We start from the raw sequence: 21,551 nt of genomic DNA on the forward strand, positions 1-21,551 counted from the left end.
AGCGGTGTGTCAGACAGCAATGATGCTGGTTGACACTCCCTCTTCGCGAGCAGGCTCGCTCCCACATTTTATCCAACGAACACTCAATACCCGCGGTTGAAATCCACTTCACCGCGCAACGCTTTATTCGCCTGATACGCCCTCAGGTTGTCGACAAACAACTGCACCATCAACGCTGGTGAAGTCGGCGCCGAGCTGTGCCCGGTCAGCAACAGGCCCCACGCCGTCCAGAACGGATGACGCTGCGGCAACGGCTCCTGACGGCAAACGTCAATCACCGCGCCCGCCAGATGGCCTTCCTTCAACGCTTCCACCAGATCCGCATCGACCACCGCAACGCCGCGTCCGGCATTGATGAACAAACCGGTCGACTTGAATTGTTTGAACAGCGCCGCGTCGTAGATATCGTGGGTGTGCTCGGTGTTCGGCAGCAGATTGACCACGTAATCGACTTCGCCGACCAGACGCGGCAGATCCGCCATCGAACCTACTTCGACAAACGGCGTCTGCGCGCGCGCGCTGCTGGCGATACCATAAAGCTCGACACCGAACGGCAGCAGGAACTGTGCCACGCTCTGGCCGATATCGCCGGTACCGACGATCAGCACCTTGCGCCCGACCAGGCTCTGGCCGAGGCGATTGTCCCACTTGCGCTCGACCTGGCTGACCAGTCGCGCCAACACTTCACGTTCGTGACCGAGCATGTAAGTCAGCACATATTCAGCCATCACCTGGCCGAAAATTCCTACCGCGCGGGTCAAGCGGTAATCGCGGCGCAAACCGTCAGCGAGCAACGGCGTAATGCCCGCCCAGGTCGATTGCAGCCATTGGGGCTGATGCCCTTGGCGCAACAAGGTCGCCAGCAGATCCGGCTGCCCCAGCCACACCGGGCAATCGGCAGCCTGACGGGCCAGTTCGGCGGAGTCGCCACTGGTCAATACTTCGAGTTCCGGCGCGGCCTGCCGCAGCAATCGGGCATATATCGCGTGGTCGTGTTCGGCAATCAGAACGCGCATCTTCAAACCTTTCGCAAACCGTGCAGACAGCCGCCGGATTTCGGGCGGCCATCGCGGTAAAAACAGTTCAAGGGTTAACCAAGGCCCAGGACAGGGCCTCGCAGATCAGACCGGGTCGTTGCGTCGCAGCAACTCTTCGGGCAGATGTTCAATGTACTCGTCCTCGGCCGGTGGCATTTGCAGGTGATAGCCCTGCTTGTCGAGGTTTTCCAGGACAACGACGATGTCTTCGCTGGCCAGTTTGCGCTCGGGGGTCAACACCAGGCTGAAGGTAAATATGGCTTTGCCGAAAGCCGCCATCAACGCCTCAGGCACGCGTTCAAACTCATCGCTCTTGAGCACGTAGAGATACATGCCTTTGCGCTTCGAGCTTTGGTAAATAGAGCAAATACGTTTCAAGGCTGTTCTCCGGCGGTGGCCAGGCTGTCGAGCAGCATCTGACCCATGAGTTCGCGGCGCCAGCCACGCAGCGACTCAGGCAATTGGTATGGCCCCTCTGGGAAGCCGCTTTTGACCAGTGCTTCGAGGGTTTTCTTGCGCAGCATCAGTTCTGGCGCCATGTCCAGGCGTTCTGCCTCGACCTGACCGAGTGCACGCAGTTGTTTGATCAACGCAGCAGCTTCGACCGGCAAAGGCTCCGGCACGGCCGGCGGCCATTGATCAGGCCCCACACTGCCAGAGCGTTTGATCAGATCAAGCAGAAATTGACCGTCCTGACGCACGGTACGCGGATGCATGTCTTCGATTTTGCCCAGCGCCGCGAGATTGTCCGGTTGCGTGCGAGCCAACGGCCACAGCGAATGCTCACGAACGATGCGGTTGCGCGGCAGGTCACGGGCGCGGGCTTCGGTTTCACGCCAGGCACACAGCTCGCGCAGTACAGCCAGTTGCGCGCGGGAGAGTTTCCACGCCAGTTTGGCTTCGCGGTAAACCTCGTACGGATCGGTTTCGCGGCGCAGATTGGCAACCAGCTCAGCGCCGTCTTCCAGCACCCAGTTGAATTTGTCGTCAGACAGTTTCGGCCGCAGTTGTACGAAAACCTCCGCCAGATGCACGGCATCTTCGGCGGCGTAGCTGATTTGCGTGTCGGACAACGGACGTTGCAACCAGTCGGAACGGGTCTCGCCCTTCGGCAACTCAATGCCGAGCACTGCTTGCACCAGGCGTGAATAACCCATCGAGAAGCCGAGGTTCAGATAGGCGGCGGCCAGTTGCGTGTCGAACAACGGCGCCGGCAGGCTGCCGGTCAGGCGCAGCAGGACTTCGAGGTCTTCGCTGCACGCGTGGAGGACCTTGAGCACCGCCGGGTTTTCCAGTAACGCGGCCAGCGGTTGCCAGGCATTGATGGTCAGCGGATCGATCAGGTAGGCGCGTTTGCCGTCGCCAACCTGTAACAGACCGGCAATCGGGTAGAAGGTGTCGACCCGCATGAATTCGGTGTCGAGGGCAACGAACGGCAGTTGCTGCCACTCGGCGCAAAACTGCGCGAGGCTTTCGTTGTCGCGAATCCAGTGAATATCGATGGCCACACGGCTCTCCCTTGAAGAATGGCGCGCAGTATATATCGCCACCGGCGATTTACGCGCCTGCAGAGGGCAAGAGCTGTAACGAAATGTCCTGCCCAAGAGAAAGAATAGTCTGACAGAGGAAACAGACACCCCTTCCCCCCGGCAGCTCCTACAGGGGGGAGTGGCTCAGTCTTTGGCCAGGACGCCGTCGATCACCGCGCCGCGGCACCCGGCGAACATGTCCAGGTCGGGCTGATAGACCGAGCTCTTCACTTCCAGCAGGCCGAGCATCGAGTGGAACAGGTTGTCCTGGCTCAATGGTTTGTCGCGGCTCATCTGCAGGCAGTGGGTGTCAACCGAATAGGCCTTTTGATAGCTGTCGCTAAACCACGCCAGCATCGCTACATGCTTTTGTTGCTCCGGCGCCAGCATGTAGGGCGTGCCATGCAGGAACAGATTGTATTCGCCCAGCGACTCCCCGTGATCCGACAGGTACAGCATGGCGGTATCGACTTTGTCCTGATTGCTGCGCAATACATCGATCAGACTCGACAGCACATGGTCGGTATACACCAGCGTGTTGTCGTAACCATTGACGATACTTTCACGGCTGCAATTGTTCAGTGCATTGCTTTCACAGACAGGCGTGAAGTGCTCGTACTCTTTGGGGTAACGCTTGAAGTATTCCGGGCCGTGGCTGCCCATCTGGTGCAGTACCAACACGGTGTCTTTGTCCAGATGATCGATAAAACCTTGCAAACCTTGCAGAAGGATTTCATCGCGGCATTCGCTGTTGGCGCACAACGCCGGATCTTTCAAGTTGCTGACATCCTGCACCGTCACCCGATCACACGTGCCTTTGCAACCCGACTGATTATCGCGCCAGATCACGTCGATACCGGCGCGCTTGAGCACATCCAGCAGGCCTTCTTCGTTCTTTGCCTTGCTGGCGTCGTAATCCTTGCGGCCCATGTTGGAGAACATGCAGGGCACCGAAACCGCGGTTTCCGTGCCGCAGGAATGCACGTCGGTAAAAGCAATCAGCCCGGCTTCCTGGTCCAGTTGTGGGGTGGTGTCACGGTTGTAACCGAGAATCCCGAAGTTCTCGGCTCGGGCACTTTCGCCCACCACCAGCACCGTCAGTGATTTGCGCGGTTGACGTTTCAGATCGGGATTGCGCTGAGCGTCCTCGCCGATCTTGATGAACGGTTGCCGGGCCGAGACCACTTGTTCACGCAGGTAACCGGCCGACGCGCCGATGTAGTTGCTGGGCACCAGCATCAAGCGAATTTCGTGGTGATTACGAAACAGCGAGGACAACCCCTGATAGTTGGCCAATGCCACGCCGCCAATGACCGCTATCGAGGCCACACTGACAATAACTTTGCTGATCAACTCACGGTGCCAGCGCCGATAATTGACGGGCACTTCCCACAACAACCATGACGGTAAAACACCCAGTAAAAAAATATAAGCAAACAACTTAAACGACAGCAGATCACGCACTTCCGTTGCATTGGTTTCGGCAAAGTTACGAAACATGCCGGCGTCTATCATGACGCCATATTGACTCATGAAATAAGCCACGCCGGCGCTGAACAGAAATATCAGCGTCAGCAGCGGTTTGAGCAGCGGACGGAAAGCCAGAAAGGTCAGTACGATGTTGAACGCCGCTAGGATCATGCTCCCGAACGCCACGCGCATGGCGATGCCCTTGGCATCCGATGCAGTGATATCGAACAGGTGCTGCCAGAGCACAAAGTTGCAGGCGATCAAAAGAAAGGCGCTGGCGATCAACGTCACCCATTCCGGGCGCACGGCTCTTAACTTCAACATAAAGGTGGGCTATTCCTGAAAAGACCAACCTTGGTTAATTGTGAAAATTCCATTAACCAGGGCGTGACAAACTTTAAGCAGGCAACCATCAATTTTTTGTGAAAAAGACGCCAACGAATAGTTGGCAGGTGGTAATGAGCCAAAACTTGCGAAGTATTTGAGAATGGTTCAGTTCTCATTCAGCGAAAAATGCGCGTTCCCTGTAGGCGCTGCCGGAGGCTGCGATCCTTCGATCCTGATTTTTTAAAGCAAGGTCAAAGGATCGCAGCCTTCGGCAGCGCCTACGGGGATCGGGGTGTTATCGAGTTTTTAAATACTGCTCGGGATTTTCTGGTTTGTCCGGTTCGGCAGCCAGGCGCCTAATCGTCAGCCTCTGATTCAAGGGTCTGAAGATGGAAAATGTCCGCGCTAAAACCCGCCCCGCTGTCTGGTTGATGCTCGCCATCATGCTGGTAGCCCTCAACCTGCGGCCGTCGATGGCGGCTGTCGGGCCATTGCTGTCGGCCATTCGAGGCGAGATTTCGCTGAGCTTCAGCCTCGCCTCGCTACTGACCATGCTGCCGGTGATGGCGATGGGGCTGGCGATGTTTTTCGGTATCGGCATCAGTCAGCGACTCGGCGAGCGGCGCACGGTGTTGTTGTCGCTGCTGATCATTGGCCTGGCGACGCTGTCGCGGCTGTTTGTCGACTCTGCCGTCGAACTGATTATCAGCGCCGTGCTGGCGGGGATTGGCATTGCGCTGATTCAGGCGTTGATGCCGGCGCTGATCAAATCGCGCTTCGCCGACAACGTGTCGATGTGCATGGGCTTATATGTCACGTCGATCATGGGCGGCGCGGCGATTGCGGCCTCGTTCGCTCCGCAGGTGATGGTGCAGACCGCTAGCTGGCGCCTGGGCCTGGCCATTTGGGCCGTGTTGGCGCTTATGGCGTTGCTGTTCTGGTGGACGCAACGCGCTAGCCTGCCGCACGCAATGACGACGGTAGTGAAGAAAGAATCCTTCTTCGCCAATTCCCGCGCCTGGTTACTCGCGCTCTTCTTCGGCCTGGGGACGGCGTCTTACACCTGCGTTCTCGCCTGGCTGGCGCCGTACTACGTGGAAAAAGGCTGGAGCGAACAAAACGCCGGTCTGTTGTTGGGTTTTCTGACGGCCATGGAGGTGATCTCCGGCCTGGTGGTTCCGGCAATCGCCAATCGCAGCCGTGATCGTCGCGTGGTGCTGATGGCGTTGCTCGGGCTGATTATCGCCGGTTTCTGTGGGCTGATCCTCAGTCCACAACACTTCAGCCTGCTGTGGCCGTGTCTGTTGGGTCTGGGCATTGGCGGCTTATTCCCGATGAGTCTGATCGTCTCGCTCGATCACCTCGACAACCCGCAACGCGCCGGTGGCCTGACGGCGTTCGTGCAAGGTATCGGCTATCTGATTGCCGGTCTTTCGCCGCTGCTGGCCGGGATGATCCGCGATCAACTGGGCAGCTTCGATTGGGCGTGGTGGTCGCTGACCGCGGTGATGGTGGTTATGTTGCTGATGGTACTGCGCTTCGATCCCCGGCATTACACGCGACACTTTCCCTGATCGGCTAAAGGCTTCTGGCCATCTTTCAGCGCTTTGATCAGCGACGTCGTGTTGCTAAAACTTTCTGTCCCACAATTGTCCGTGAAACGTCCTACAAGGCTTTGTCCTGGCACCATCGTTCCGCTAGGATCACTCGCACACGTTTGCGCGGATTCAGCGCAAGGAGCACAGCGGGACGGAATGGATGCTGAACAGTAATTTGCTTCGAAAGCTCGACATGCAGGATCTCATGGTGTTTATCGCCGTGTATGAGCAGAGCAGTGTCACCGATGTGTCGGAAACGTTGTGCGTCAGTCAGTCCACCGTCAGTTATTGCCTGAAAAAACTGCGCACCAGTTTCGAAGACGAACTGTTCATCAACACCCGCACCGGCATGCGCCCGACCTACAAGGCCAGCAGCATGTACGGGCATGTGCAGAAGATTCTCGAGAGTATCAACCTGTGCCACGCCGGCGCCCCGGCCTTCGACCCGACCCGGCAAGCGGTCACGTTCAATATCTGCGCCCCGGAATACTTCGAGCAATTGATCTTGCCGCGCCTGTTGAAGCGCTTCGACTTCGACGATTTGCCGGTGATGGTCAACATGCACAAGTTTGAAACCGACGTGCCCGCGGACGAACTGCGCGACGGCAGTCTCGACCTGGTGATCAGTTTCGGCCCCAACTTCCACCGCCATCACACCGATCTGAAGTCTCGGATGCTGCTGGAAGATGATCTTGTCTGCGTCTTCGACAAACGCGCCACGCCACTGGAACCACGCCTGAGCCTGCAAGCCTTTACCGAGCGCCGACATGTGTTCCCGACGCCATGGACGTCGACCACCAACATGGTCGACGGCTGGTTGGCGCGGCAGGCCCAGAAACGCCAGATCGTGGCGCGCTCGAACAGTTACAGCGCTGCGCTGAAAATGATCACCGGCACCGATTTCATCCTCACCCTGCCCCGGCGTATCCAGCGTTTGCTGACCAACGAGGCGGTGTTCAATCACTGCGAAGCACCCAACGGATTGCCAGGGTTCACCCTCGACATGCAGTGGAGCCAGGGCGTTGATCAGGACAGCGCCAACGTTTGGCTGCGCGAGCAAGTGATCAAGGTATGCAGTGAGCTGGAGGCGGCCTGAGTCCCAAGCCGTTGTAGGCGCTGTCGAGTGAAACGAGGCTGCGATCTTTTGATTGTGCTTTTTAAATCTCAAGATCAAAAAATCGCAGCGTACCGCAGCGCCTACAGGGGAATGTCGGTAACCGGCCGTTCGCTCATGAACGCCTCAAGCCGCGAACGCAACCAGCGTTCGGCCGGGTCGCTGTCGACGTGGCTGAGCCAGACCATCGACAGGTCGAGTGTCGGCGTCTTGAACGGAAATGGCTCCTTGAACAGCAATCCCGAGGTGGCCATGGCGGCCGCGGTGTAATCCGGCAAGCTGGCGATCAGATCAGTACCGGCCAACAGCGCCGGCAACGCGCTGTATTGAGGCACCGACAGAACCACTTGGCGGGTGCGCCCGAGTTCCGCCAGCCACTCATCAGCGAACCCACTGACATTGGCCGTGTGCGAAACCAGTACGTGCGGCCTTGCGCAATACTCGTCGAGGGTCAGCGGTGTAGCCGAGGCATCGGCACGCAGGATGCTCGGCTGAATATGCCGCAGCAATTTGCGTTTGGCATTGGCCGGCAGGCCACGGGTCTGGCTGATACCGACGGTGATGTCACCGGCGGCGAGCAGGTCGGGGATCCGCCAGTAATCGACATGCTGCACCACAAACACCACGTTCGGTGCTTCCTGTCGCAGCGCGCGCAACAACGGCGGCAGAAGGCCGAACTCGACGTCGTCGGACAGGCCGATGCGAAAGGTCATGGTACTGACCGCCGGATCGAAATCGCGGGTCAGGCTCAGCGCCACCGACAGCGAATCGAGTGCAGGCTTGAGGTGGCGAAAGATATCCTCGGCGCGAGCAGTCGGTTCCATGCGATGGCCAACGCGAATGAACAGCGGATCGTTGTGCATCGTGCGCAGACGATTGAGCGCCGAACTGATGGTCGGCTGGCCAAGAAACAGCTTCTCGGCCGCCCGGGTCACGTTGCGTTCGAGCATCAACGTCTCGAACACCACCATCAGGTTGATGTCGGCCTTGCGTAGTTCATTGCGATTCATCCATTGCCCCCTGCTCCCCGGAATAGCGGCAGTGTAGAAAGTCCTTGGGCCTGGCGTCCATCAGCATGCACACAGTGTTTCAGTGCTCAGTGGACGGTCAGCGTTCTCAATCCCAGCCCCATGACCCGCGAATCACCATTCAAGCCCAGTTGTTGCGGGCTGACGGCATCAGGTAGATGTAACTGGAGTTTCAGCAGACCACCCTTGCCCAACGTCTCGCGGATCGCTGTACTGAGCGGAATTTCCAGCCGGTTGTCTTGCACCTGCGTCAGACGCGTCGACAAGACCTGTTCGCCATTGATACTGACGATAATCCGCTGGGTAAGAGCTGGCGGCATCGCGAATGCCGATGCCTCCAACACAATCGCGTGGGTATCAGGCATCACCCGCAGCGTGATTTCAGCATCTGACCCTTCGCTCCAGGTGCCCCAGGTTTCAGGCACCGACCAACCTTTGGTCAACTGTCGGCTTTTACGGTTGAATGTCTGCACCAGTCCTGACTGGCTGAGCGGAATCGAAGACATTGCCCGCCCCTCATCAACCATCGCCAGGCATTGATCGCAATGTTTCCAGCCCGGTGCCAACACAACAAAATCGTCTACGCGGGTCAGCAGGTCAGTATCGCTGTGCACACTGTGGATGGCAGCGTCCAACGCCTCGTCATCAATGATGTACAGCGAGTCGGCCTCGTACTCGCCAGTCGCCAATCTGCGCTGTGCATCGAGCTGGGTGCGTTCGAGCACAGAAGGACTCATGCGCCCCATGTACACGGCATCAGTCTGCATTCGATGAGTAGCGGCGAAATCGGCGATGGCCTGCCACTGATCGGGCTGATTTTTCGGAATCAACGCGCGGATATTCTTGTAATGACCCGCGGCGCTGTTCCAGAAAGGATCGTGCATTGGACTGGCCCATGCCGATGTCGGCGGCAGCATTTTTCCCGCCCGCAAACCCATCCAGGCAATTCGGGTATCCATCACTTGCACCACCAGCGCCAATGCAAGCAATCCCATGGCGGTGCGCACGCGATAACCACGTACGACGAGGAACACCAACAGCACGACGATGGCATAAAACACCGGCCAGAACATGCGACCCGAGGCACGAAAAATACTGGCCAGACGCTCAAGGATTTTGGGTAGCGGATAGCTGAACGTGTGCGTGCCCCAACCGATCTGATTCGACAGTGCGAACAGCGTCAGCCCGACCATCGCCAGCAGCAGCCACCACCGGCTAGCGAGTAACGCCTTCAAGGAAATACCGCTTCTGAACCAGGCAATCCCCGCCACTGGCACCAGCAAAAGAATCCCGAGGCCCAGATAGTTGAAGCCCTCATAATCGCCACCGCCCTTGGGGATGCCGGGCAATACATACGACCAGCCCTCCGCGTCGAACAGCGATACCAGATTCATGCGATACCAGCCAAAACCACCGCCGCCCGCACCGTCGACAATGCTGAAATAACCGGCCTGCCAGCAGCACACACTGACCAAGGCAAACAAAATTGCAAACTCGACCACCCCCTGAAGACGGCTGAGTTTGCCGTTTATGAATTTGGCAAACAGATCGGCAACCCAGATCAGCGCCACCATCACCAACAAATACGCGTGCACCAGCGCGGTGACGGCCAGCAATGTGCCCCATGCTGCACGACGCCGCTGGAGCGCCGGATGCAGCGCCAGATACAAGGCAGCAAGAATCAGGAAATGCCCGGCCAGGGACAAATGCCCACCCGTGCGGACAAACATCGGCGGGGAAAACACCAATAACCCCGTGCCCAGTAATCGCAGCACGGGATTGTCTGTCATCAAACCGAGCAGTTTCCAGGCAAACCAGGCTTGCAGAACGAAACAGGCCAGCAGCCACAGACCGAAGTACTGAAACGTCTCCGGCAACCAGCCACTGAACGGTTTGAACAGCAGCGCCATCAGTGGGTTGGAGTCGGAAAAGATGATCGCACTGCCCAACTCAAGCCCGTAAGAAGGGTTGAGCCCGAGTGGAAACGTCCAGGGCGAATGACGGAAATTCACCCAGCCCAGGTAATGCGTTGCCGGATCACCGTCCTTCAACCAGGCAATGTTCTGCGGATCAAGTGCCCGCGGACCGATCACCAGAAAAAACGCCAGCGCTCCGAGTAGTAAAGGCAATAACGCGAGCGCCGGATGCTTGTTCAATTCCCTCATCGATACGTCCAGAAGTTATGCAGCACAAAAGTGAATGCCGGAATGGTCAGCGCCACCGCACCGATACCCAACAGGTAGTGCAGCCCGGCCACTTGCGCCGCCCATGCAACCAACATCGCCAACAAAAATCCACCCAGCGACACCAGCAGAAAACGCATCAGGGTTCTGCCATGCAGTCGGGCCGAGAAACTCCAGGTGGTGTTGATTACGTAGGAAACGACTGTCGCCACGGCGAAAGCCACGCCATTGGCGAGTGGCGGCAGCGCACTGACGAAATTGATGAACACAATTGCGATCAGCGCATGCAAAGCCGTGACGAACAACCCGGTCACGGCAAAACGCAAACCTCGCTGGATCAGCGCTGATTTTTCCGCAGAGGTCACGGTTTCTGCGCCAAGACAAAAACGCTCAAACCGGCCAGGCGATTCATGCCCATCAACGGCAGTTCAAGGCTGCACAACGTTTTCAGTACTCCGTTCACCAGCGGATGGTGGCGCTTGAGCTGCGAGCGCGCCGGCTGGGCTTGCGCACCTTGCGGCAACAACCGCAGGGCCGCCGCAATCGGGAACACTGCACCGAAGTAATAAGCGCCGCGCTGCAGCCTCAAACCGGCATCGCGGGCCAGCGTTTCAAACTGCGCCAGGGTGTAGCGGCGCTTGTGTTCAAGGAAGTCATCGTGACCGCTCCACATGAACTGGAACGCCGGCACGGTCATCAGAAAACGGCTGCCGGAGGGCACTTTATCGACGTACATCTTGAGCAGGCCGAGGTCGTCATCGACATGCTCCAGCACGTCCATCAGCAGCACCAGATCGGCATCGAGGGTGTCGATCCCACGACGGTAATGCACCGGTTTGCCGGCGGTCGTCGCGCTCGAGTCGGTCGGATAGCTGATGTCCACGCACCATGCCTCCTTCGCGTCGGTATGCGTCAGCAGATGATGCGAGAAAAACCCGGAACCGGCGCCAACATCGAGGATTCGCCTGATTGGCGCATCACCCAGTAACCGCGTGGTGGCCGCAGCTTTGGAGCAGTAATACCAATGCTCGTTGATGCTGTCGCCGAGGATGTCGGTTTCCTTGAGATCCATGTTTCAATCCTTGGGGTCATAGACGCGACGCACCAGAAAGACCGGTCGGCGTTTGGATTCGATATAAGTACGGCCGAGGTATTCGCCCAGCACGCCGATGCCGATCAATTGCAAGCCGCCGAGAAAGGTCACAGCGACCATCAGCGAGGCGTAACCAGGCATGTCGATACCGTGGATCAAGGTACGCAAAACGATAAAAATGGCGAAGGCAAAAGACACCAGCGACACCAATGCTCCTACGTAGGTCCAGACCCGCAACGGTTCGGTGCTGAAACTGGTAATGCCTTCGAGGGCGAAATTCCACAACCGCCAGCCGTTGAACTTGCTCTGCCCAGCTACCCGTTCAGGGCGCTCATAATCAACGTGGGTCGTGCGAAAACCGACCCAGGCGAACAAGCCTTTCATGAATCGCCGGGACTCGGGCAACGTCAGCAAGGCATCCACCACGCAACGATCCATCAGGCGAAAATCACCGACGTTCTCGGGGAGTGGTTGTTCGGCAATCTTGTTGTGCAGACGATAGAACCAGTGCGCCGAGGTCTGCTTGGCCCAGGTATCGCTGCGGCGGCTGATGCGGTGACCGAGGACGACTTCAAAACCCTCACGCCAGCGCTCGATCATTTGCAGAATAATTTCGGGGGGATCCTGCAGGTCCGCGTCGATCGGCACCACGATCTGCCCGGTGGCAATCTGCAAACCGGCGGACAACGCCGCCTCTTTGCCGAAGTTGCGACTGAGGTCGACGATACGCAGGCGGGCATCTTGCTGCTGACGATCCAGCAGCCGCTCAAGCGTGGCATCGGTACTGCCGTCGTTGACGAATACCATTTCGAGATCGATCAGCGTCTGGGCCTGAAAGACTTCATTGATGCGCAGCAGAAACGTGTCGAGGCTGTCCTCCTCGTTAAAAACGGGGACCACCAGCGATAACGTCACCTGCCCGGCCTGTTGCGTTCCGTGCTGAGTCAAAAGGAGTGCTCTTTCTTATAGTGTTTGTCGGTCATCGAACAAGGTTCGACGCCATGAGCCGACCCGTATTAAGCAGCAGCGTGGTTGCTGTTGCAAGGGTCAGACGGCGTCATATTGGCCAATCCAGAGGCCTATTCCAGCGCTCTGGCCCGCGCCCTTCAGAAACATCCGCCAACGATTGGAAACAAATGTCCGATAGCCAAAAAAACCGCCTGCGCTAGGCTTGCGTCGTTGCGACACACTGGCTGTCGCAGGAATAAATCGCATGGAGCGAACTGAATGTATTTCGAGATTTACAGGCAATCCAGAGGCACTTCGAGCACCGGCAAAGGGCAATGGCGCTGGAGGCTGCGCGCAGGCAATCACGAGACCGTCGCCAGCGGCGAGTCTTATGTGAACAAAGCGGATTGTTTGCATGTGATCGGGTTGATCAAAGCGGTACATGGCGAAACACCGGTCAAGGAAATTTAATTTCAAGACCAGGATCACAATCAGAAAGAAAGAAGCTAAAAACCTCTACGCCCTGGTACTCAAGGCCAAGCCACTGCCTGTCTTCGCGCAGGCTAGGCTCAAGTTCATTCAATCTTTTCCTAAAGGAAGTCTCATAGCTTTATGCTGTGAGGCTTTTTTTCCATGCCTGATTAAATCGCCAAATTTATTGTCTTGAAAAGGCTATTTAATGCATAAAACAGAACAAACAAAAAACAAATTTCTCCCTTTATATATAGCACTGAAAATCGACCAACTCCAAACAGGGGTTAAAACTGCACACGGCGCACCCCACAAAAAAATCAATGACAACATCGAACATATTGAAAATCAATAAAAAGCACCATACTTAGTTTGAATGCCGAACCGACAATTCCAAAGTTGCATCGCGCCCCACTTTAAAAACTCAACAAAACATGATAACATCCGAAACTTTTAGAAACACGTTCACTAGGGAATGCAAATGGATTTTCCAGCAATTGGCGATGCAGAAGCTTACCGTATATTTGGAGAAACTTGTGCAGCGTATATAGAAAACTCCGACACCGCGCCCTATAATTGCTACAACGGCATTCGCCCTGTAGGCATCATGTTATATCATGCGCTGCCATTTCTCTTCACTAGCGACCCAATAAAGTCCAGCTATATCAGTTTGATGCTGAATATCATTTGCCTTATCGGGCTCATTGCATCGGTATTAATGATTTTCAGAAATCTGATTGATTCACCCGTTACTTCGCGGAGCAGGCTTGAACAAACCGTTGAAATCGGGCTCGTATTTTTAACGATACTATTTTGCATCTCTTATATCCCCGTCAGATCATCAGACATTCAAAGTCTTGTATTTTTCGTCAGCTCCATTGCTATAGTTTCAAACAAAGAATATAGACACAGACCCGCAATACTTATATTAGCAGGAGCGCTGGCCGGCACCTCTGTATTACTGAAGCAAAATTACGTAGCCTCAATATTTTTTCTCGTTGTTTTTTGGCTAGCCGCGGACTTCCGCGAGCACATCAACAATAAATTCAAAACACTGTTCTGGTATTTATTGGGCACTTCCGTATGCCTGATTCAGGTTGCATTGGTTTTCCATAATTCTACCGAAGGAACCCTGTGGTTTTACGAACCTAAATACATGGAGACCTACACCTCTGGAAACGTACAGCCCTATGTGGAACTCATCGCCTTTACCAAACCGGAGCCCGGCGCCTATATAACCACACTGCAACAAAAATTCTCCACACTGGAATTTGTCGCCATTCGATTCTACGAAGGAGTATCAAAATTTTACTGGTCAATGTATTTAGCAACAGCACCTTTTGATGAACATCCTGCCGCACTGATTATTAGCAACACAAAGATATTTTTTATTCAGCTTGGCATCGTCCTGAGCATCGCCGCAAGTCTTGCGACCTATCTATTCAAAAACAAATGGATGCTGATTATTTCATTAATGACACTGGCATCCGGACTCCTGACTGCATCAATCATGCATACTGAAAACAGATACTACGTAATGACCAAGCTGCTTTATCTGCTTGTTGCACTGGCAGCACTTACCCAACTATATAAAAAAACAAGAGCCCCAAAAACATGAGTACTTTTCCGATATGGGCCGCAAAAATACTTGACAAGTCCCTACTGAAATTTTTAGCAGTAGGACTAATGAATACATTCGTTGGACTGGCGGTCATTTACGCGACGAAGTATTTTTTGGATTTGGGGATGTATATGCAAATGCCTTTGGCTATAGCTGCGGCCTGATCGTTTCCTATACGTTCAATTCTCGCTGGACCTTTGAATTCAAAGGCAAGCAACTATCAGCATTCAAAAGATTTTGCATTTGCTTTATACTTTCGTACATAGCAAACCTCCTGACTGTCATGACACTAATCACGATATTCAACTGTAATGCATATCTTGCTCAGGCACTGGGAATGCCAGCGTATACCATTACGAATTACGTGCTTTGCAAATATTACGTATTCAAGACCGAATAACCGACTGTTAAGAAGCCTATGAATATCAAGAATCATGAAAAACTGACGGAAAGGCGTGTGATGCTAACTCTTTCAACAGTAACCCCGGTTTACTCGGGACAGGTTTACCTTCGCGAGCTGGTTCTTGAACTCGCTAAAGTGAAAGAACAGTTGCGGGATGATGCTGCTCCCATTCAATTACAGGAATCCATTTTTGTATTGGATGAAGGTATCGATGACTCCGCAACAGTGCTGGCCGAGTTAGCGCGCGAATACGACTGGGTGCGAGTCATCCATCTTTCTCGCAATTTTGGACAACACCCTGCAACAATGGCAGGCATTCTTCACTCATCCAGTGACTGGATTGCTACACTCGACGAGGATCTACAGCACCCGCCAAGCGAGATCATTAAGCTGCTTTCTGAAGCAATCCTGCAGAACAAAGACGTAGCCTATGCCCAGCCCGTTGCCGCGGTTCACGAAAGCCTGATTCGAGATTTGGGTTCAGTTGGATTTAAGAAAGGGATGGAGTTCTTTACCGGTAACGATAAAATCTCATCGTTTAATAGTTTTCGCGTCATGAGAGGCACCCTCGCCCGTGCTGCCGCGAGCGTCTGCTCTTATGATACTTATTTTGATATTTCGCTGACCTGGTTCACCAAGCGCATGATATCTGTTCCGCTGAGCATCAAAGATCAGCGCGTTATCAATGGCGAAAAGAGCGGTTACTCTTTCAAACAATTACTTTCCCATGCACGACGAATGGCGATTTCAAGTAATACGAAATTACTTCGCTACGCAGGCCTAGCCGGAATTCTAGCGTTCTTGACATCATTAGTCTTGATGCTTTCAACTATTGTAAAACACTTCTTTTTCCCCGAGAGTATCGACGCTCATGGCTGGGCATCCCTATTTACGGGAATACTGTTTTTTGGAGGACTGATCAGCGTTATTGCAACTATCATAGCGGAATACCTTATGGTCGCCATTCTGCACCTGAATGGAAAGCCGACTTTTTATACAGTAGACAGAAGCCAAGATGTCACCTTGCTGGAATACTTTAAAAGGTAACATATGATCATATTGTATAAGGACTCAGACACCCGCCCGGAAATCAGGAGTATCGTCCTGATTTTCGGCGTGGGTTTGATAGGCAAGGAAATAGTCCATAGCCTTTTATCGCATGAACAGTACAAATCTCAGTCATATGACTTCCATTGGAATGATCGAAAACAGCAAGCAGCGGATGCTGAGAACCTAATTACGCAGTTTCGAAATATTGCACATGCCGGCACACGCGAGTCCGCACGCCCGAAAAAATTAATGTTGCACTTGTATGGGCAGCGGGCAAAGCCGGCTTTGCCTCATCGAACGCGGAAATGGAAGAAGAGAAAATATCTTTCAACGTAGTACTTGAGGTTTACCAAGCTATTTCGAAATCCGGCTTGTGCAATACATTGAACTTCCACTTTGTGAGCTCGGCCGGCGGACTTTTTGAATCGCAACGATTCATTAATAAAAATTCAACTCCCTCTCCGTGCAGGCCTTATGGGAGCCATAAGCTTAATCTCGAAGAGTTACTGCTGAACTCGATAGGTGCAGACGCCAGCTTTATTTATAGACCAAGCTCCGTTTATGGCCCGATGAACGGCGGCCGACTCGGCTTGATTGCGATACTTATAAAAAACGGACTACAGAACAAAGAAGTCAAAATACTTGGCAACATGGATACACTCAGAGATTATGTATTCTGCGGTGATATAGGACAGCATATCGCCAAAAGGATAGTTTCGAACGCCTGCCAAGGCCGCATTGAAATACTGGCATCTGGGCGTCCGATGTCAATTTTGCAATTGAAAATAATTGTCGAACAAGTTATCAACAGAAAAATTTATATCTGCACCAGCACTTCAGATACTAACAGCGAAGATATCACCTTCGATGCCAGCAGCCTTCCTGCGGACTGGCGCCCTACAGAAATCAACCTGGGTGTCAGAAAGGTTTACGCTGATTTCTTTTGAGCATCATTCATGACGCCGTCCAAGCCAACAGACGCAACACAGAAGGGACACACACAGCAACTTCTCGCCTCCCCCCTTCGCCACTCCAATTCGCCAAACGGGACCATTGGGGCAACCTCTGACTACGCGCGCATGCAACGCGACGGAATATCGTTGCCCCTTCTTATCATGCTCGACATCAACCTGAAGACCACAAAGAGACCGCTTGCTGCACTACGACGGCACCCCATAAAATGCTCACATCAAGTGTAACAAACGATTAAAGACTCAATTGGCCTGGCTTCGCCCGGCAAGCTCCGCAACTAATCGAGTCTCAGTTTTTTCTTGTACATTCGAATAAATGGATATTCGATAAAATACGAACAAATTAACGCAGCGACAAAGCTAAGAACAAGAAAAGCAGAAAACCAATGAAAGTAATGCAACACAAACATATGCATCAAGTACAGTGGATATGCCAATCGCGCTACGACATTGATAACAGGTGAGGATATTTTTTTGTCGTACAACGCGTATACCATTAACGCAAAACCGAGTGCCAATACGCTCGGAATCAAAATCCCATCTCTCGTCAGCAAAGCCATACTCGGGTGTTTGTCCGCACCCGTCAACTTCCATATGTAGATGAAAGAAATCGTCAGAATCACCAGAGCAAGCGCCAGAGAACATTTCTTTAAAATATCCAAACGCTGTCTGACTGCATAAGCCACAGCCACCCCATAAATCAATTCGTCATATCTATAATATGGCTTCAAAAAAAGAAAGAATTGCCAGTTATTATCATCCGGCAGGTAAGCAGATGAGAGATAGAACCGCAGCCCTAAAAAGAATACTAAAATTACCGCTATACCCACCCAGACCATTCTTAGATTTATGAGCGCCCACAGAATAAAAGGTATAGTCGCATAGAAAATCATCTCTACAACCAGACTCCAAGTTATTTGATAAAATGGCAGATCAACGTGCCAAATATCGTAAACAACAGTTTGAAAAAACACAGAGTGCGCTGTGAATATCTTCAGAATATCGGCAGACGTTCCTGCATACCCCCTAAACCTTATATCAATCAGATACAGCAAGACCGATACTATGTAGAGCGGGTAAATTCTGAGAAGGCGACTTCTCATATACTCAAAATACGAGAATCGTCCGGAGGGAATCGATGAAAACAATATCGAGCCAATAAGAAATCCGGAAAGAATAAAAAACAAATCAACGCCAACCCAGCCGACCCTGAACTCCTGAGGCATATTATGCCAGACAAGAACCATCACAATTGCTATAGCTCGCAGTAGATCCAGGCCTTGATATTTACTGTGCTCGGTCAAATACCTAAACCATTCTAACGTATAATTTTTCATATTCTCTGACATCACGCCCAATTATTATTTATTTGCTATTTAAATCAGACAACCACTGAACAGCGCACCACAAGATTTTAATTCTGATTTTTTTAATGAAATGCCTGGTAATTTTACCCTCTGCCACCTCTAAACCACAGACATTGCGCTGTACTCCTTTCACAACTCCAGGCACTGGGAATGCGCTGCCACATCCTCAATAACGCAGCCCTCTGATCATGTCGGCTATCTCCCGTCCGCCTCCAGGCTCTCTCGCGAGTGATTCGCCCGTGGGCTCCGCAGCCTCTCCTGAAGCCAAGGGCTTGCATCTTGCCAATGTCGAAGGCACAACGACCCAAGCCAGAGCCCATAGCGCGACAGAACCTCTGCAAGCCTCTTCGCACCTTTCGAAATGTCATTGACAGGGATTCTAAAAGTCAGCGCTAGATCGGGCTGACAGAACTTTAAACTCGCATCCATCACTTCCTCTGCTACCGAGAACCCAAGCGATGCAAATTTTTATCAGGATGAGACAACAGAAACGAAAAAGCCCCGTAGATTTTCATCTACGGGGCTTTTTCTATGTAATGGCGGAGAGATAGGGATTCGAACCCTAGGTACCGGTGAAGGTACAACGGATTTCGAATCCGTCCCATTCGGCCACTCTGGCATCTCTCCAACGGCGCGCATCATAACAACACTTTTACCGAAAGCAAACCCTCTTTCGAAAATTTGTTCGTGCTATCAGATGCTTGCGTCGATTAAAGCGGTACGCCCAGACGATTGGCGACTTCTTCGTAGGCTTCGATGACGTCACCGAGGCCCTGGCGGAAGCGGTCTTTGTCCATCTTCTTCATGGTGTCCTTGTCCCACAGACGGCAGCCGTCCGGGCTGAACTCGTCACCGAGGACGATGGAGCCGTCGCTGAATACGCCGAACTCAAGCTTGAAGTCGACCAGCAGCAGGCCGGCGTCGTCGAACAGCTTGGTCAGTACTTCGTTGACCTTGAGCGACAGTTCTTTCATGCGAACCAGCTGCTCGGCGGTGCCCCAACCGAATGCCACGACGTGGGATTCGTTGATGAACGGGTCGCCCTTGGCGTCGTCCTTGAGGAACAGTTCGAAGGTGTAAGGGTTGAGCTTCAGACCTTCTTCAACGCCCAGACGCTTGACCAGGCTGCCGGCTGCATAGTTACGCACGACGCACTCGACCGGGATCATGTCGAGCTTCTTCACCAGGACTTCGTTGTCGGCCAGCAGTTTGTCGAATTGGGTCGGAACGCCGGCCGCTTCGAGTTTCTGCATGATGAAGGCGTTGAACTTGTTGTTGACCATGCCTTTGCGGTCGAGCTGCTCGATGCGCTTGCCGTCGAACGCCGAGGTGTCGTTGCGAAACAGCAGGATCAAGCGGTCAGCGTCGTCGGTCTTGTAAACCGATTTGGCTTTGCCGCGGTAGAGTTCTTCACGTTTTTCCATGATGGGCTCCGCTTGCTAAGTAGGTGGGCTAGGCGATGTGGCGCCAGTCGAGCCCTGAATCTTGATCGGCCAGTTGCAGCCAGTCCGGGTCGCACCCGAGGGTGTCGACAAAACATTGCCGGGCCAGCTGCGGCATGTTGTTCTTGCTGCTCAGATGGGCCAGGACCAGGTGTTGCAAACCCTGCCAACCCAACTCGGACACCAGGAATGCTGCCTGGTGGTTGTTCAAATGTCCCAGCTCGCCGCCCACCCGCTGCTTGAGAAAGTACGGGTAATGACCACGGGCCAGCATGTCGCGACAATGGTTGGACTCGATCATCAACGCATCGAGATCCCGAAAACCGTCCAGCACCCGCTCGCAGTAAGAGCCCAGGTCGGTCAGCAGGCCGAAGCGCCGCTGCTCGTGATCACTGAAAACGTACTGGGTCGGTTCCTGTGCATCATGGGCCACGGCAATGACCCCGATGTTCAGTGCGCCGATCTGCAGCTGCTCGCCGCCGGCCAGAAAGCCTGCGGGTTCAATCGGTTTGCGCATCCCGCGCAGTGTGCCGCGACTGAGGTAGACGGGCAGATTGTAGCGCCGAGACAGCAAACCCACGCCATGCACGTGGTCGGCATGTTCGTGGGTTACGAGTATCGCGCTCAGTTGCGCCGGGCTCACACCCAGGCGCAACAGGCGTTTTTCGGTTTCCCGCAGGGAAAAACCACAATCCACCAGCACATATGTATCAGCACTGGCGATCAGCGTGCCGTTCCCTTGGCTACCGCTGCCGAGAACGGCAAAACGCATAGTTGATCAGCCCAGGTTGTCCTGAATCACGCTCAACACTTTGCGAGCCACTTCAGCCGGTGCAACGGTGTTGATGTTCTTCTCGACGGTAACCTGAATGTTCTCGCCAACCTTGCTCAGGCGAACCTGATAACGCTCGGCACGGGCTTCAACTTCTTCCTTGCTCGGCGCACTGCCGAACAGGCTGCTGAAGAAACCAGGCTTGTCGTCTTTCTTCTCGGCTTTTTCGGCCAGGTTGATGTAGTACAGGCCCAGGCTGCGGTTGATGTCTTCAACGCGCCATTCGCCCTGCTCCAGCGCACGGCCAACACTCGACCACGCACGGTCCAGATCGGTACCGACGTTCAACACCGGGTTACCGCTGCCATCTTCGCTGAGGCTGACGCGGCTCGGGGTATCGAAATCACGCGAAGCCAGCATCGACACCGAACCGCCCTTCTCGGCGATACGGCTCATGCTCGCGAGCATGTCGTCGACCAGCGCTGCGTCCAGGCCAGTGTTGACCGAACGGTTGGTGAAGGCGACGTCGGCGGTGCTGCCGGCAGGACGCTCGGCGCTGACCACGTAGATTTCGCTGGTGTTGCGCTGCACGCCTGGCTCGATACGCACACGAACGCGGGTTTCGCTGTCGCTGGCGATACCGGCCGCGCTCAGGCGCTTGGCCATGGCTGCGGACAGTTCGTCGGAATGCTGCCAGGTGGTGGTGAATTCGCCGGTTTGCGGGCGCTGTTCATCCAGACGGAAACCGTTGTCCTGGAAGAACTGCACCGCCACTGGCCAGACTTCGGCCGGTGGATGCTGAGCCATTACCCAACGCGAATCGCCACTTTTCTGCAGCGAGTAGTCGGTCGCGTCGGCGATGGCCGACAACGGCTGTGGACGGGGAACGATGTATTCACCCTTGGCGGTGTCGTCAGCGACGTTACGCGGGATCGGCAACAGCGGATCCAGACGTTTGGAGGTGGTGACATCGGGTGGCAGTTGCATCGGTGCAGTCTGTTGCGCTTGCAGGTAATCGCTACCACGGTCGCGGAAATAACCTTCCGGCCCCCAGACCCATCCGCAGCCGCTGGTGCTGGAGATAATCAAGGCAAGTGCGGAAAGTCCGGCCATTCGCTTCATGCGTT

At 54.2% G+C, this 21,551-nt stretch carries 20 protein-coding genes and 1 tRNA gene; 7 read left to right on the forward strand and 14 right to left on the reverse strand.

Features of this window, described 5'->3' with window-relative positions; genetic code table 11:
• Window positions 1-83: 83 nt before the first annotated feature.
• From JFT91_RS28280 to JFT91_RS28295, 4 genes are all read right to left on the reverse strand, one after another.
• Window positions 84-1,016, reverse strand: coding sequence for a D-2-hydroxyacid dehydrogenase (locus JFT91_RS28280; protein WP_201234525.1), 933 nt, complete (start codon window positions 1,014-1,016; stop codon window positions 84-86).
• 105 nt (window positions 1,017-1,121) lie between these two features.
• Window positions 1,122-1,415 carry a YcgL domain-containing protein gene (locus JFT91_RS28285; protein ID WP_201234527.1) on the reverse strand — a complete coding sequence of 98 codons (294 nt, stop codon included), beginning with the start codon at window positions 1,413-1,415 and terminating at the stop codon, window positions 1,122-1,124.
• On the reverse strand, window positions 1,412-2,545 hold the full coding sequence (gene rnd, locus JFT91_RS28290) for a ribonuclease D (protein ID WP_201227564.1): 1,134 nt from the start codon (window positions 2,543-2,545) through the stop codon (window positions 1,412-1,414). The genes JFT91_RS28285 and rnd overlap by 4 nt, the downstream gene beginning before the upstream one ends.
• Before the next feature lie 165 nt (window positions 2,546-2,710).
• A complete protein-coding gene (locus JFT91_RS28295) occupies window positions 2,711-4,360 on the reverse strand; it encodes a phosphoethanolamine transferase (protein WP_201234529.1) in 1,650 nt (549 codons plus the stop codon).
• 392 nt (window positions 4,361-4,752) lie between these two features.
• Between JFT91_RS28295 and JFT91_RS28300 the strand changes: the two genes are divergently transcribed.
• The gene (locus JFT91_RS28300) at window positions 4,753-5,937 is read left to right on the forward strand and encodes a cyanate transporter (protein ID WP_201201526.1); all 1,185 of its coding nucleotides are present in this window, start codon (window positions 4,753-4,755) and stop codon (window positions 5,935-5,937) included.
• A 184-nt stretch (window positions 5,938-6,121) separates the two neighbouring features.
• A complete protein-coding gene (locus tag JFT91_RS28305; protein WP_201227567.1) occupies window positions 6,122-7,057 on the forward strand; it encodes a LysR family transcriptional regulator in 936 nt (311 codons plus the stop codon).
• Between the two features lie 101 nt (window positions 7,058-7,158).
• Here JFT91_RS28305 and JFT91_RS28310 read toward each other — a convergent pair whose 3' ends face one another.
• The 5 genes from JFT91_RS28310 to JFT91_RS28330 all read right to left on the reverse strand — a co-directional run bounded on the left by JFT91_RS28310 (window position 7,159) and on the right by JFT91_RS28330 (window position 12,327).
• Window positions 7,159-8,085 carry a LysR substrate-binding domain-containing protein gene (locus JFT91_RS28310; RefSeq protein WP_201234531.1) on the reverse strand — a complete coding sequence of 309 codons (927 nt, stop codon included), beginning with the start codon at window positions 8,083-8,085 and terminating at the stop codon, window positions 7,159-7,161.
• A gap of 86 nt (window positions 8,086-8,171) precedes the next feature.
• Complete coding sequence (locus JFT91_RS28315) at window positions 8,172-10,268, reverse strand: DUF6311 domain-containing protein (protein WP_201234533.1); 2,097 nt, start codon at window positions 10,266-10,268, stop codon at window positions 8,172-8,174.
• Window positions 10,265-10,651: a GtrA family protein gene (locus JFT91_RS28320; RefSeq protein ID WP_201234535.1), complete on the reverse strand. Its 387-nt coding sequence runs from the start codon at window positions 10,649-10,651 to the stop codon at window positions 10,265-10,267. The genes JFT91_RS28315 and JFT91_RS28320 overlap by 4 nt, the downstream gene beginning before the upstream one ends.
• Complete coding sequence (locus JFT91_RS28325) at window positions 10,648-11,358, reverse strand: class I SAM-dependent methyltransferase (protein ID WP_201234536.1); 711 nt, start codon at window positions 11,356-11,358, stop codon at window positions 10,648-10,650. The genes JFT91_RS28320 and JFT91_RS28325 overlap by 4 nt, the downstream gene beginning before the upstream one ends.
• A gap of 3 nt (window positions 11,359-11,361) precedes the next feature.
• Window positions 11,362-12,327: a glycosyltransferase family 2 protein gene (locus JFT91_RS28330; RefSeq protein WP_201234538.1), complete on the reverse strand. Its 966-nt coding sequence runs from the start codon at window positions 12,325-12,327 to the stop codon at window positions 11,362-11,364.
• A gap of 279 nt (window positions 12,328-12,606) precedes the next feature.
• Here JFT91_RS28330 and JFT91_RS28335 point away from each other — a divergent pair, with 279 nt between their 5' ends.
• The 5 genes from JFT91_RS28335 to JFT91_RS28355 all read left to right on the forward strand — a co-directional run bounded on the left by JFT91_RS28335 (window position 12,607) and on the right by JFT91_RS28355 (window position 16,819).
• The gene (locus tag JFT91_RS28335) at window positions 12,607-12,798 is read left to right on the forward strand and encodes a YegP family protein (protein WP_201201509.1); all 192 of its coding nucleotides are present in this window, start codon (window positions 12,607-12,609) and stop codon (window positions 12,796-12,798) included.
• Window positions 12,799-13,279: 481 nt separating this feature from the next.
• Window positions 13,280-14,416: a hypothetical protein gene (locus JFT91_RS28340; RefSeq protein WP_201234540.1), complete on the forward strand. Its 1,137-nt coding sequence runs from the start codon at window positions 13,280-13,282 to the stop codon at window positions 14,414-14,416.
• A 76-nt stretch (window positions 14,417-14,492) separates the two neighbouring features.
• Window positions 14,493-14,819, forward strand: a complete 327-nt coding sequence (locus JFT91_RS30345; RefSeq protein ID WP_518524905.1) for a GtrA family protein — start codon at window positions 14,493-14,495, stop codon at window positions 14,817-14,819.
• 18 nt (window positions 14,820-14,837) lie between these two features.
• Window positions 14,838-15,869 carry a glycosyltransferase gene (locus JFT91_RS28350; RefSeq protein ID WP_201234541.1) on the forward strand — a complete coding sequence of 344 codons (1,032 nt, stop codon included), beginning with the start codon at window positions 14,838-14,840 and terminating at the stop codon, window positions 15,867-15,869.
• Window positions 15,870-16,117: 248 nt separating this feature from the next.
• On the forward strand, window positions 16,118-16,819 hold the full coding sequence (locus JFT91_RS28355) for an NAD-dependent epimerase/dehydratase family protein (RefSeq protein WP_201234738.1): 702 nt from the start codon (window positions 16,118-16,120) through the stop codon (window positions 16,817-16,819).
• 302 nt (window positions 16,820-17,121) lie between these two features.
• Here the strand turns inward: JFT91_RS28355 and JFT91_RS28360 are convergent, their stop codons facing one another.
• From JFT91_RS28360 to bamC, 5 genes are all read right to left on the reverse strand, one after another.
• Window positions 17,122-18,147, reverse strand: a complete 1,026-nt coding sequence (locus tag JFT91_RS28360) for an acyltransferase family protein (protein WP_201234543.1) — start codon at window positions 18,145-18,147, stop codon at window positions 17,122-17,124.
• A 600-nt stretch (window positions 18,148-18,747) separates the two neighbouring features.
• A tRNA-Ser gene (locus JFT91_RS28365) sits at window positions 18,748-18,837 on the reverse strand.
• 83 nt (window positions 18,838-18,920) lie between these two features.
• Window positions 18,921-19,634: a phosphoribosylaminoimidazolesuccinocarboxamide synthase gene (gene purC, locus JFT91_RS28370; protein WP_201234546.1), complete on the reverse strand. Its 714-nt coding sequence runs from the start codon at window positions 19,632-19,634 to the stop codon at window positions 18,921-18,923.
• Window positions 19,635-19,662: 28 nt separating this feature from the next.
• A complete protein-coding gene (locus JFT91_RS28375; RefSeq protein ID WP_201234548.1) occupies window positions 19,663-20,424 on the reverse strand; it encodes an MBL fold metallo-hydrolase in 762 nt (253 codons plus the stop codon).
• 6 nt (window positions 20,425-20,430) lie between these two features.
• Entirely contained in the window at window positions 20,431-21,546 is a 1,116-nt protein-coding gene (bamC, locus tag JFT91_RS28380) for an NlpB/DapX family lipoprotein (protein WP_201234549.1), read from the reverse strand.
• Window positions 21,547-21,551: the final 5 nt, after the last annotated feature.

This window comes from Pseudomonas sp. TH08 (assembly GCF_016651275.1).
Lineage (GTDB): Bacteria > Pseudomonadota > Gammaproteobacteria > Pseudomonadales > Pseudomonadaceae > Aquipseudomonas.

Excerpts from the sequence above, each read along its gene's own strand:
- JFT91_RS28280 (WP_201234525.1), bottom strand. The coding sequence starts at position 1,016 with ATGCGCGTTCTGATTGCCGAACACGACCACGCGATATATGCCCGATTG.
- JFT91_RS28295 (WP_201234529.1), bottom strand. The coding sequence starts at position 4,360 with ATGTTGAAGTTAAGAGCCGTGCGCCCGGAATGGGTGACGTTGATCGCC.
- JFT91_RS28300 (WP_201201526.1), top strand. The coding sequence starts at position 4,753 with ATGGAAAATGTCCGCGCTAAAACCCGCCCCGCTGTCTGGTTGATGCTC.
- JFT91_RS28305 (WP_201227567.1), top strand. The coding sequence starts at position 6,122 with ATGCTGAACAGTAATTTGCTTCGAAAGCTCGACATGCAGGATCTCATG.
- JFT91_RS28310 (WP_201234531.1), bottom strand. The coding sequence starts at position 8,085 with ATGAATCGCAATGAACTACGCAAGGCCGACATCAACCTGATGGTGGTG.
- JFT91_RS28315 (WP_201234533.1), bottom strand. The coding sequence starts at position 10,268 with ATGAGGGAATTGAACAAGCATCCGGCGCTCGCGTTATTGCCTTTACTA.
- JFT91_RS28325 (WP_201234536.1), bottom strand. The coding sequence starts at position 11,358 with ATGGATCTCAAGGAAACCGACATCCTCGGCGACAGCATCAACGAGCAT.
- JFT91_RS28335 (WP_201201509.1), top strand. The coding sequence starts at position 12,607 with ATGTATTTCGAGATTTACAGGCAATCCAGAGGCACTTCGAGCACCGGC.
- JFT91_RS28340 (WP_201234540.1), top strand. The coding sequence starts at position 13,280 with ATGGATTTTCCAGCAATTGGCGATGCAGAAGCTTACCGTATATTTGGA.
- JFT91_RS28350 (WP_201234541.1), top strand. The coding sequence starts at position 14,838 with ATGAATATCAAGAATCATGAAAAACTGACGGAAAGGCGTGTGATGCTA.
- purC (WP_201234546.1), bottom strand. The coding sequence starts at position 19,634 with ATGGAAAAACGTGAAGAACTCTACCGCGGCAAAGCCAAATCGGTTTAC.
- JFT91_RS28375 (WP_201234548.1), bottom strand. The coding sequence starts at position 20,424 with ATGCGTTTTGCCGTTCTCGGCAGCGGTAGCCAAGGGAACGGCACGCTG.
- bamC (WP_201234549.1), bottom strand. The coding sequence starts at position 21,546 with ATGAAGCGAATGGCCGGACTTTCCGCACTTGCCTTGATTATCTCCAGC.